Raw genomic sequence first — 11860 nt, 5'->3', positions numbered from 1 at the left:
GATGACTTCCAGTATGAGAAGGTGTTTGCCGAAGGAGCGCATCACATTAATCCCATTTTCTAAGGATGCCATCCTGCCCACTGTAGTAACCATCCCTTTAAGCTCAGACGCCATTTCTTCTGCCATCCGGCTGGCCTGCTTAAAGGCGTTTGCCTGGTCAGATCTGGCCAGGTTTGCGGCATAGTTCAGTTTTTGCCGGGTCTCGTGCAAAAACGGCCCCACTGTCCTGAAAAACCCCTTCAGAGGATATTTTCTCCAATAAATCTCATATCTCCTCAGGTGATTATCCTGCGAGGCAATCTCTTTTAGAAGGTTTATTCTAATGGTCTTCTGTGTTAGGTGGTATCGGCTGATGAGCGAGGCGGCGATGTCCTTGGCCTCTATATAACCAAGGTAACTGTCCTGTTCCGCAGATTGCCTCATCTTATCGACAAGGGTCTTGTTCTCCCGGAAAATTTCATTTTCTTCGTCCAACCACTCAATCATGGAATTGATTTTGGCCTCTGCGGCCCGGATTACGTCTCTGGTTTCTTTTCGGATACCTTCCAGCATTTCGGCCAGGAGTTGATCGACAAGCCCCTGTATGGGCAAGAGCCGTGGATCGATAAGGGCGTAAAGAAAAAATTCCGGCTGCTGCAAGATAATTTTTTGTAATTTGACGATGTCTTCATCGTGAAAGACCATTTTTGCCTGCAATATAATCTTATAATACTGGGCCTCTAAACAGTCACGGTCAAGGTAGATGATATCATGCACCTTTTCCTCTGCTTTTTCGTATGCCCTGGATACTTCGTGAAGGCGGGCAATTAAAAAAAGCGCGTGTATCTGTTGCAACTTATTGCGCGAGCACTCTTTTGCCCGTTCAAACTGGTAAATCGCTTCGAAATGATTTCCCTTTTCCAATTCAAGGAAGGCCGTGGCCATGTACAGCCTGTAGTCGTCGGGGTCTTTATCCTGGGTCGTTTTCAAAAACTGTTCGGCTTTATCCGTCTGTCCTACACGAATGCAGTCCAAGGTCAGCCATAACGGGCCTCCCTCCTCCCTTTGCTCTCCCGCAGAATATAGCATATTCCAAGTGACAGCCTCTGTTTGCCACACCCGTTTTAGAAATCTGAGATGAAATATCTCTGTAAGGTCAAAGAAGGTATGGTAAGCTGCCAATACTTCATTTTGACCATATATAGCCTGAACATCGCTTGCCTTAAGATTGGCTACACCTTCATTGTGCTGTTCCGGATTACTAAAGGCCCCGGCAAAGCAATTGGTTATATGCTCGATAGAGAGATGGCCGAACCGGGTGAAGACCCTGGAAGATAGTTGAAGATTTTTCGAAGGGCATACCTTGAGGTCGTGACGGCAGGAGCCGCAATAAAAACATTCCTTGAGGTCACCCTCGACCATTAACGCCCGATGAGGGAAAAGTATTTTGCCTTCTGTAAGCACCTGTTCTCTATCCGATCCGGCAAAAATACCGCATCTTTTCTTGAAATTTTGGGTTCACTTCACAAGTAACATCTGTACGTTGCCCTGCATCAGGTCTTGAAAGCTACGCAAGGTCTTTCGCAACTTAGATAGTCCAATACGCTGCCTTTCCATCGGCAACTCCATAACATTTTCAAAAGCCGAAAGGGGACATAGAAAAAGTTCGGGGGCCACCACCGGGAGGCAGCGATGACCCCTTTCGAGGGTTATATGAACGTTTACGTTCTTATCGGACGTTTTTCGAGAAACATTATTTTTCTTTATTCTTCAAGCGTTAATAAGGCTTCCGGTCTGGTAACGGTAATCAATGGACAATAAGATTCCGATCCCAACCTTTCCACCACACTTCCCACGTACCACCTCTCCGCCTGTTCTCTGACATGGGAACCGATGACGATAAGGTCGATCTGGTTTGAAGCAGCGTATTTTAGAATCTCTGCAGAAGGTTCTCCCTCCAAGACATCACAGACATAATCAATCCCTTTTATCTGCTTGGCATACACCTTCTGCACTTTTTCTTTTACCCCGGCAATTTCCCTTTCTATCTGCGCCAGAGTGTATGCCACCCGTTCTCCGCGCGGAATCCTCAAGACATGCAGGATGTGCAGCCTGGAATTATATTTTTGCGCTGCCTTCAAAGATAACTCAAAGGCATATTGACATGTCTCCGAAAAATCCGTGCCGAAGAGAATCTTTTTAAAGGCCAAGCCTTCTTTAGGCACATCACGGCTCACGATCATCACCGGGCAGTGAGCCCGCATAATGACCGCTTCTACGGTACTGCCCAACCCCTCCACAGTCCTCATGCGCACCACGCCTTTCTCCTCAGCCTTACCTCTGTGGGGGCCAAGCACCATAAGGTCGGCCCTGGTGGCCCTGGCCATTCTTAAGATTTCCAGCCATGGGAACCCCGGCCTTACTTCAATAAGATAGTCCTTACAGCCGATCAGCGCCTCAGCGCATTTCTTCTTTATCATCCCCTTTACCACGTCTATATACTCTGCGGTAACCGCCACATCCTCACCCGTTCTAAAATCCTTTACCCATTGCCTGCGTATCAGGTCAGAAGACTCGAGCACATGCATAAGATAAAGCCGGGCCCCTTCCTGCTTCGCCAGGTGAGCCGCCACTGCTGAAGGGGCGTCACAAACATCTACTGAATCTGAAGCTGTTAATATCTTCTTAAACATAGATATTCCTCCTTTCTCAATCTTATTGATAACTAATCTAAACCGTCATCGGGCTCTTGCCCGAAAGGCGATCCCACAGCGGGATCGCCTTTGTCTCTAATCCATATTATTCAGTATAGGGCAATAGATAATAAAATTACAACTCTCTTTTGCTGTAATATGATTTATAATATCTCCCCTAAACACAGATGGAGCAGTCAGCATGTCTGTTAACCGTTAACCGTTGTCCGACATTTTCTTCCGGTAAACGGTCAACTGTGAACGGCAGACCAGCTTCATGCTAATCGCTGATGGCTGAAAGCGTGAAGACGGAAACGGTAGTTCCCAGATGAGCACTAACTAACAGAGGTCATACTTATAGGATTCCAGCGTACCATCGGGGAAAAACGAGGCCCACGCCCCGGCTTTGAGTAACGCCCCCTGAAAAAGCGTATCTTTCGCCAGATAACATCGCTTTAAGCGGCCGTTATCGTGAAATCCTACCCAGGCCCGGCTCTTACAAGGAATCCCCTGGAACTCCGTATCCAAGGCCAATTCACAGGCTGAAAGTCGCCCGTTTTTATGGAAAAGTACAAACGTGGCAGCCCGGGACGGAACGCCCTGAATTACCTGATCACCGGATAGATAACACCTGAGCAGATTCCCATTGTCGTGTAAATTTACCCCGGTATCCAATCGGCATGAAACACTGTGGATAGCGGCATCACCGGCCAGGACACAAGCGGAAAGGCCGCCGGTGTCATGAAACCATACCCAGTTATCCGCCCGGCAGGGAACATCCCGGATAGTTTTGTCCCGTACCATATAACAACCCGCGAGGCGGCCATTATCATGGAATAATATTCGTGTCCCCGCCTCAAAGGAAATGTCCTGTATCAACGCCGGCCCTGCAAGTTCGCCGTAAACCAGCGCGCCATCTTCCCTCATCTCTACATTTGCCCCGGCACGGCACGGAATGCCCTGAATCAGCGTATCGCGCGCCAGAATGCATCTTTTCAATTGTCCGCTCATCCAGAATTCTATATCACTGCCGGCGCGGCACAAAATATCCTGCACGGTTGCCTCCTGAGCCAGTCTGCCCCGCCACAGCCGGCCCTCTTCGTGAAGCTCGGCCCTTGCGCCGCCTCTGATGGGCACCCCGTCAAGGCTGATATCTTCATCAGGTTCGCAGCGCCACAACCAGCCGTTTTTATGAAATTCGATCTTTGTGCCGGCACGACAGAAAATGCCCTGCACTGCCGTGTCCTGCGAGAGATCACAACAGGCGATCCCGTTCCCGTTTATAAAATTAACCCGTAATCGGGGATTACAGGGGATATGGGCAGACATATCGTTCATCGTCCTGGAAAATCAGGGAATTAAAATGCCGCTCTCATCAAATTTGACCGGCGTCCCGGCAGATAATGGAACACCCTGGATATTTACCTCCCGGGATAGAATGCCGCCCGCTAAATTACCATTACTATGAAACCAGATGAGTGAGCCGGCCCGGCAGGTAATATCCTGGATAATACAATCCTTGGCCAAGGTTCCGGCAGAAAACTTGCCGTCTTCATAAAACCATACCCGGCTCCGGGCCTGACACGGAATATCCTGAATAACCGTATCCCTAAAAAGATCGCAGGCAGACAGCCTGCCGTCGGCAAAAAAACAGACATCAGTTCCAAGGTTGAGCGGGATGCCCTGGATACTGATTTTTTCAGAAAGTTCGGCCCGGAACAACGCACCATTTTCATGAAAAATAGTCAGCGCCCCGGCCCGGCAGGGAATATCCTCAAACCGGAAATCTTTTGACAGCCGGCACACGTGGAGTCGCCCGTTCCTATGGAATTCCACCTCCGCTCCCCCCTGGCAGGGAACGCCATGAACCAGAGTATTTTCCGATAGAAGGCAGCGCCATAAGTAGCCATCCTCGTGAAAACCTATTACGGTGCCCGTAGGAAAACATACGCCCTGAATGACAGCAGCCGTAGAGAGTTCACAGATTTTCAGGAGTCCGGTATCAGAAAACGTGATCCGGGTCTCCTCTTTACATGGAATTTCCCGCTGCATAACCCTATTTCTTGACAAAGACTTGTATTTGACAAAAATTTATAGCATAAGGTACAAAAGTTAACAGATTCTTATGCGCAGCAAAAGCCTGATGAAAAAAAAGACCTTACCCCTTCCATCTCTCCATATCATAGCCTACTCGGATTCTGACCCCATCGTGGAGCGAAGACCGTTGTGGGGAGATTACTGGTTAAAGGAGTATCTGACCGGCGAATTCAAAAAATTAAATTATCCCTTAACCCGGATGAGCCCGGGGGTGTTACTACACCTCTTTGGAAAACCTCTTGAATCCTTACCGAAGGGCATCCATAAAATCCTCTGGCACCACAGCCATCCCGACTGGATCACTCCCCAAATTCTTTCTCAATACCACAAAATATATTGCGTCTCCAGACCTTTTATAGGCAAATTAAAACAAATGGGATTTGAGGCGGAATGGTTGATGATTCCCACCCAGGCCCGGCCTGTCCGATGTCCCAAGATATACGACATTGTCTTTGTCGGCAACGCACGCCGGGACGGCGCCAGGCGGGCCATTCAAGAGCTTGCCGATAGCCCCTACCATATCAAGGTCTGGGGAACAGGTTGGAATAGTCTTATCCCTGATAAGTGGCTGGCCGGCAGCTATTATGCAAACCAGGAGATTAATAAACTGTATGCGGCCGCAAAGATAGTGGTAAACGACCACCATGAAGACATGCGCCGTGAAGGCTTCATAAATCCGCGCATCCTGGATGTGCTGGCCAGCGGCAGTCTGGTTATTTCAGACTACGTCACCGGGATGGAGGATATATTCGAAGATTCCATCCCTGTTTACCGCTCCCCGGATGAGCTAAGGTCATTGGTAAAAAAATATCTATGCGATAATGCGGCCCGAAAGAAATTGATAGAAAAAGGCCGGCAAATAGCTGTAAAATTTTCTTATAGCAAGGCCGCAGTACCTATTGTCAAACACATAGAAGATAATGTACTATCCGAAGTACAGGGAATCCGCATAAAGGGCAGTTGATATATGGATATTACAGTTGGTGAACTGGTTGTTCGCTATTTGCAAAAACTGGGTGTCACGCATGTATTCGGAATCCCGGGAGCCCATATCCTGCCCGTATTTGATAAACTCTATGACTCCGATATCAAGACCATATTGACGAAACATGAGCAGGGCGCAGCTTTTATGGCCAGCGGTTATGCGCGGTGCTCGGGCAAAATAGGCGTCTGTATCGCCACCACCGGCCCCGGAGCCACAAATCTGGTAACCGGGATAGCCAACGCCTTCATGAACGGCACGCCTGTCCTGGCTATTACCGGAGAGACCCCCACCTATTCATTCGGCAAAGGGGCCTTACAGGAAAGTTCAGGCGAAGGCACTGCCGTTAATCAAAATTATATATTTAGAGGAGTCACAAAATATCATAAGCTCGTCCAGCGAATCGACTACTTACCGCATGTCTTGAGATCCGCTACCAGCGCCCTTTATGCTGCTGTACCCGGCCCGGTCCTGTTGAGCTTTCCTTACAACGTCCTTCGTGAAAAGGTAGATGCCGATATCCTCGAAGATATAGAAACCGGCAAAAGCAGGAGTTCGGCCGAAGACTGTGCCATTCCCTTAGAGGGCATATTGGATTTGGTGAGGAAGGCAGAATACCCCGTTGTTATCGCCGGTTACGGCGGTGTGTCTTCCCTGGCCGAAGGAGAAATATCTAATTTTTGTGCCCGGCTAAACATTCCCGTCACTACCAGCCTCAAGGCGCGGGGGGTCATTTCAGAGACTAACGATTTATCTTTGGGCGTCCTGGGCATCACGTCTAAAGAATTGGCTTATCGTTATCTAACCGAGAAAGCTGACCTTCTTATCTTTCTTGGGGTCAGTTTCGGAGAAAGGACGAGCTACAACTGGAAGCCTGCTCTATTAAACGGGAAGAAGATTATCCAGGTGGACATCAATCCAGCCCAACTGGAAAAAACCTTTGAAGCCGATCTGGCTATTTGCTGCGACATAAAGAAAGTGTTAAATAAATTGGAAGAAGCCCTTAAGGCCAACCCCATAGAACCTAAGGATACCTCTTATCTCCCCTATTACCGGGACCAATACAGCCACTCTACGCTGAATGATGAGGATTTTTCATTGATCAGCTACTTCCTTGCCGGACTCCACGAACATCTGAACGGTAATGCTGTTATCTTTGACGATAACATAATATACATGCAGCATTACGTTAACCTTACAAAAAACCGGTGTTACTTCCCAAATTCAGGCATTTCATCTCTAGGGCACGCGGTCCCGGCGGCTATAGGAGCCAAACTCAGCGCCTCCAAACCAACCCTCGCCATTCTGGGTGACGGCGGATTCCAGATGTGTTGCATGGAGCTTATGACCGCGGTTAATTATCAGATACCGGTCACAGTCATTCTTCTTAATAACTCATCTCTGGGCCTGGTCAGGAAAAATCAATACTATAACTATAACGGCCGGTACATAGCCTGTGACTTCATAAATCCTGATTATGCCTGCCTGGCCAGGGCCTTCGGCATTAATTACGGACGTGTGGCCTCAAACAGTGAGGCCGATATGGTCATTGAACAGACAGATTTTCTAAATGGAATTAACCTCATCGAAGTCATGATGAACAAGGATGGATTCCCTACGTACTCGTCGGGAAGATAGACGGCAGTATACAAAAACAATTCATGGAATCGATTTTGTCTCAAAAAACTCTTTTTAAGAATATAAATATCCTTTTTAAGGAAAAGGCCGGCGATATGGCTGTTTCGGCCCTTGCGGATAAATTTTGTTCGATGACCGATGGACTGAATAGTAACAGCGGGGTTTGCCGGAACATACGACCAATCGCCACCGTCTATGAAGGGGCCTTGCTCGCCTTTGAGACATACATGGCGGAGACCGGATTTAAACCAAGTCTATTAACCTTACATAAAGATATATTTCGGGAACTGGAAAATTTACTGGCCCTGCAAAAAACCGTTGAACGCCACTCGTTTCTGGTCGTCATCCCCGTAGCCGACCGGCCTGTTATGCTCAAAAATTGTCTGGAGAGTATATTGCGGCAGTGCGCCGATTTCGGCTATGGAGGGAAAACAGTTGACAATATAACCGGAACGCAGGCCTATGCCAAGATCAGCGCGCTGATTATCGACGACAGCAAAGATAGGGCAAATATCAATGCCCACAAGGCCATGGCCGGGGATATAACCAGGGCCGGGCTCCGCACACATTATATAGGCCTTGCCGAGCAATCCGGCGTGGTAAGCGAAATTCCGGAGGGTCTCCGGAAAGACTTAAAACATATCATAGGCGACTGCGCTGAAGGCGTACGGCCGCACAAAGGGGCCTCTGTCACCCGAAACATAGCCTACTTGTGGATAAACAGGCATCTGAAAACCCATCCGGAAAAGACCCTGGTTTATTTTATCGATAGTGACGAAGAATTTGCCGTCAAAGTGGGGACAGAAAAAGGCTCTGCCGATATAGACCTGATTAACTATTTTTACTGGCTGGACAAATTATTCAGCTCCGCGGACATAGAAATTCTTACCGGCAAGGTGGTAGGCGACCCGCCTGTCTCGCCTGCGATCATGATTAATACCTTCCTGGATGATGTGCTTCTGTTCTTCAAACAGATATCCGGTTGCAGCGCCGATGATCCCTGTATTTTTCACGGCACGCCGGCGTCCAGGCACAGCCCGGCACATTATAATGATCTGGTTAAAATGTTCGGATATAACTCCCCGGGGCAGGCCTGTCCTTACCCCTGCCCTATTAAAGGTAAACACACCTTTAGCGATGCCTTCAAAGAGTTTTCAGAAAAGATAAACGGCTTTTTCTACGGCTTACACCCGACGCGGGAGACCATTTATTATTACAATGGAGGTCCGCTGGATATAGCGCCGGCCAGAACCGTCTATACCGGAAATTTTGTCTTAAGGCCGGCGGCATTGAGATATGTTATCCCCTACGCCGATCTGAAACTGAGAATGGCCGGCCCGGCCCTGGGTAGATTACTTAAGGCCAGAATAGGTAAAAGATTCGTCTCGGCCAACCTGCCCTTGCTGCATAAACGGACCTTAGCCGCCAACTATCAGGGAGAATTCAGGCCCGGCATTAATAATCAGGACAGAGGGGTGAACCTGACAGACGAATCTATCCGGCAGTTCTGGGGCGATATCCTCCTCTTTTCAGTAGAGGAGCTGGCAAAACACGGCTATCCCGATACGCAATTGAGACTGGAATCTCTGGCTAATGTCGTAAATAAAACAAAAGAAAAAATGTGGCGCTTATATACACAAAATAACGAGGCTATTTCGGAAAAGATGGCGCTACTCAAAGATTATCTGACAAATCCCGAATACTGGTGGAACCGTTCTGAGGACCTAAAGGAGGCAGTCGGTCATTATAAGGCCTTCTGCTCCGATGTAGAGTTTAATTTTGGGATACAATCAAAGGGCTGGCAGGAATTAAAGAATACTTTTGTCCGCCGCGACTTTTTCTCCCGCATCGCAAAAGCCCTCTATGACTTTTATGAAGATGAACGCCTCTGGCATGAAGTCCTTGACGGGGACGGTGTGGATGACTCAGCAGAAGAAAAACCGGGCAGTCTTTTAGTTACCGACTCCTCTGTATCAGGCGGCCTCTAATCATCTCATAAAAATTGTTTACGCACTCATCGATCTTACGGAAGCATATTTGATATTCCCTCAGGCTTCCTCCATAAGGGTCTGGGATCAAGTCCCCGTCTCCCTCGTGGTCCGGCGCAAACCGGATAAGATTAAAAGTCTTATCCTTCATCCAGATATCCAGAGATAGAACGTGTTCGATGTGCAGCGGCTCCATGGCCAATATCATATCGGCCTTGTGAGCCATATCCGTGGTGAGCCTTTGCGCCCTGTGGCCGCTCAGATCAATCCCGGCGTCTCTGGCGACCATGATGCTGTTTTCCGTGGCCAAATTTCCTTCCCTGGCATGACTCCCGGCTGAAAAGACGCGAATATCCGCCTCCACAGGAACCATCTTCTTAAGAATGGCCTCAGCCATGGGACTGCGGCAAATATTCCCGGTACATACAAACAAAACGCCTTTGATTATCGGCGATACCTGTGCAAGATCAACCCGGCCTGGCATGGTCATCCTTTTAGACAATCCTCATTATCCGCTGACCTCACGGCAAACGTGAATAGGATTTATGTAGCACGCCTCTACCTAAATTACAATACCGACGCCGACCGGAGTTCCTTAAAAAATCTGAAAACTCCAGCCAGAAAACCTAGGGTTTCCTGAGTGTTAGGGAACCCCTATTGTTTCTGAGCGAAACTTGCTGGAGCAGCGGGGCACCCATCGAAGGCGAGCAGGAAGGGGAAGGCCAGCCCTTTAGTGGCTGGAAGGGGCAAGCGTTCCCCACCTGAGAGCCTCGAAAGGGTCGCTGCGCAAGCCGTGAAGCGAAGAGACGAGGGGTTCGCTTAAAAATGCAAAATTATCATTAAGATCACATTATATGAGAAAGCATCTCTAAAAATTCAGGAAGCTCCGGCGGAAACATGTTGACATCGGGGCGTTCTTCTGCCATGCTCGCTTGCAGGATATCCGCCTATGCTGGATTTTCAACACGGATAAAAAATGGATTACAAGGAGGAAACAATGGCCGGTCTTTTTGACAAGATTAAAAAAGATCTGAAGAAAGGCATCGAAGAAGGCATTGCCGTGGTAAAGGAAGGGGCGGTTGTCGTATCGCAAAAAGTGGGCGAACTCACCGCCGAGGGCAAGAGGCAATATAAGATGTTTGATCTGAAGACGAAGATTCAAAGCTATATGACCGAGCTTGGCGGAAGAACATACGAGGTTCTGAACGACAAGAAAAGTCCGGCCGCGGACAGCAAAGTGAAAAGCGCTGTTGCCAGGATAAAGAAACTTGAAGAGCAATTGCGCAGGCTCGAAGGGAATAAAGAGAAAAAAGCCGCTCCTAAAAAGAAGGCCGCCGCTAAGGCAAAAGCAGCCCCGAAAAAAGCCGCGAAACCGGCTGCAAAGAAAACAGCAAAAAAAACCACTAAGAAGACTCCAGCTAAGGGCAAGGCCTCAGCCACAGCAAAGAAAAAGTAAATACTCGTTTCTACCTCATATATTATACCCGTCAAAATTCTATATTACCCTTCCCCTTGAGAGAGGGGGAGGGTAATTTTTTGGCCTATTATTCTGCCGGCCCTTCACCAAGCCTCCGGATAATAAATTGCCAATATTATGTCGACTCGACATAATATTGATATTTTCAACAAAAAGTAGATTTTCCCCAATTGAGAAGCCAATATCGTTCTTTGTCTTATCAACCCTATCTCTCTAATATTTAAATAGATTTTTTCTTATTGTGTTATTCAGCCAATTCTTATACGATTATTCCTAACCGCAGGTCTCGACGAAAAAAGTCGAGTCGATATAATTTATAATGTTAGGCCACATTGTAGACACAACGGGGACACGCAATGCATAAGAAGCCGACAGGAACCCCTTATCACTTCTCCGTCACGGTAGGGACAGGCGGACCGCCACAAGAAATGGCTAAGAACGACTTGCAGTTACCCCAGGACAAGGCAGGTATCGAGCGCCTTGTGGCAACCCAGTTCGCCGCCGATGCGCGCGACTACGACCTTCCGGCCAAGATCCTTGCTCAACCCGTTCAGAATGAAGAAAACGATATCGATTTCACTGTTGAAACCAACCTCGGACCAATGGGACTAGAACTGGTTGAGTATGCGCCGGTCGGAAAGCGTGGCTTTGCCGGCCCAAAGCCAACCGACTTCAGCCCCGTTGAGCGCGGACGCCAAGTAATAGGTCTAATTGCGAAGAAGAATAAAAAGTATCGTCACTATAAGAAATTCCCGCACCTGATGTTGCTGATCTATGTAACAGATAACGCTTGGGCACTCGACCACTTCACACTTCGCGTCATTCAGTTCCTCGCGCGAACCGCGAACACTGTTTTTGACTTCATCACCTATTACAAACCTATGGTAAATACGTCTGGGATTGTGTATCGACTCTACCCCGTCACAGATTCGGAATATGAGGAACTGGGGCAACTCCGTGTTCCATCCGATTGCAGGCGCATTCTTTAGTCGATCGGCCATGCGGA

The 11860-nt window shown here is 48.3% G+C and carries 10 protein-coding genes; 5 read left to right on the top strand and 5 right to left on the bottom strand.

Translation table 11 applies throughout. The features are described 5' to 3' along the window. The 4 genes from PHT49_11360 to PHT49_11345 form a co-directional block, all read right to left on the bottom strand. Window positions 1-1443, bottom strand: a 1443-nt coding sequence (locus tag PHT49_11360; GenBank protein ID MDD5452482.1) for a hypothetical protein, incomplete at its 3' end; no start/stop codon positions are given. 299 nt (window positions 1444-1742) lie between these two features. Continuing rightward, window positions 1743-2672: a universal stress protein gene (locus PHT49_11355; GenBank protein ID MDD5452481.1), complete on the bottom strand. Its 930-nt coding sequence runs from the start codon at window positions 2670-2672 to the stop codon at window positions 1743-1745. A gap of 339 nt (window positions 2673-3011) precedes the next feature. Then, a complete protein-coding gene (locus PHT49_11350) occupies window positions 3012-4010 on the bottom strand; it encodes a hypothetical protein (GenBank protein MDD5452480.1) in 999 nt (332 codons plus the stop codon). A 12-nt stretch (window positions 4011-4022) separates the two neighbouring features. After that, window positions 4023-4724: a hypothetical protein gene (locus PHT49_11345; protein ID MDD5452479.1), complete on the bottom strand. Its 702-nt coding sequence runs from the start codon at window positions 4722-4724 to the stop codon at window positions 4023-4025. A gap of 91 nt (window positions 4725-4815) precedes the next feature. Here PHT49_11345 and PHT49_11340 point away from each other — a divergent pair, with 91 nt between their 5' ends. From PHT49_11340 to PHT49_11330, 3 genes are read left to right on the top strand one after another with little or no spacing between them, the layout of a single operon-like run. Further along, window positions 4816-5733 (top strand): glycosyltransferase, encoded by a 918-nt coding sequence (locus tag PHT49_11340; protein ID MDD5452478.1) that lies wholly within the window; start codon window positions 4816-4818, stop codon window positions 5731-5733. Between the two features lie 3 nt (window positions 5734-5736). Then, entirely contained in the window at window positions 5737-7389 is a 1653-nt protein-coding gene (locus PHT49_11335) for a thiamine pyrophosphate-binding protein (GenBank protein MDD5452477.1), read from the top strand. A 23-nt stretch (window positions 7390-7412) separates the two neighbouring features. Then, window positions 7413-9377, top strand: a complete 1965-nt coding sequence (locus tag PHT49_11330) for a hypothetical protein (protein ID MDD5452476.1) — start codon at window positions 7413-7415, stop codon at window positions 9375-9377. Here the strand turns inward: PHT49_11330 and PHT49_11325 are convergent. Next, on the bottom strand, window positions 9346-9867 hold the full coding sequence (locus PHT49_11325; protein ID MDD5452475.1) for a hypothetical protein: 522 nt from the start codon (window positions 9865-9867) through the stop codon (window positions 9346-9348). The two genes, PHT49_11330 and PHT49_11325, sit on opposite strands and share 32 nt — an antisense overlap. A 486-nt stretch (window positions 9868-10353) precedes the next feature. Between PHT49_11325 and PHT49_11320 the strand changes: the two genes are divergently transcribed. Both PHT49_11320 and PHT49_11315 read left to right on the top strand, forming a co-directional pair. After that, complete coding sequence (locus PHT49_11320; GenBank protein ID MDD5452474.1) at window positions 10354-10833, top strand: hypothetical protein; 480 nt, start codon at window positions 10354-10356, stop codon at window positions 10831-10833. A 377-nt stretch (window positions 10834-11210) separates the two neighbouring features. Beyond that, complete coding sequence (locus PHT49_11315) at window positions 11211-11843, top strand: hypothetical protein (protein MDD5452473.1); 633 nt, start codon at window positions 11211-11213, stop codon at window positions 11841-11843. The last annotated feature ends 17 nt before the right edge of the window (window positions 11844-11860 follow it).

The organism is Desulfovibrionales bacterium (assembly GCA_028715605.1).
In the GTDB taxonomy this organism is placed as follows: Bacteria; Desulfobacterota; QYQD01; order QYQD01; family QYQD01; genus QYQD01.
Note: the sequence above shows the minus strand (reverse complement) of the source record. Positions and strands in the feature narration are given on the sequence as shown.

Coding starts and splice junctions, on each gene's coding strand:
- PHT49_11320 (MDD5452474.1), top strand. CDS start 10,354: ATGGATTACAAGGAGGAAACAATGGCCGGTCTTTTTGACAAGATTAAA.
- PHT49_11345 (MDD5452479.1), bottom strand. CDS start 4,724: ATGCAGCGGGAAATTCCATGTAAAGAGGAGACCCGGATCACGTTTTCT.
- PHT49_11315 (MDD5452473.1), top strand. CDS start 11,211: ATGCATAAGAAGCCGACAGGAACCCCTTATCACTTCTCCGTCACGGTA.
- PHT49_11335 (MDD5452477.1), top strand. CDS start 5,737: ATGGATATTACAGTTGGTGAACTGGTTGTTCGCTATTTGCAAAAACTG.
- PHT49_11355 (MDD5452481.1), bottom strand. CDS start 2,672: ATGTTTAAGAAGATATTAACAGCTTCAGATTCAGTAGATGTTTGTGAC.
- PHT49_11325 (MDD5452475.1), bottom strand. CDS start 9,867: ATGACCATGCCAGGCCGGGTTGATCTTGCACAGGTATCGCCGATAATC.
- PHT49_11330 (MDD5452476.1), top strand. CDS start 7,413: ATGGAATCGATTTTGTCTCAAAAAACTCTTTTTAAGAATATAAATATC.
- PHT49_11350 (MDD5452480.1), bottom strand. CDS start 4,010: ATGAACGATATGTCTGCCCATATCCCCTGTAATCCCCGATTACGGGTT.
- PHT49_11340 (MDD5452478.1), top strand. CDS start 4,816: ATGAAAAAAAAGACCTTACCCCTTCCATCTCTCCATATCATAGCCTAC.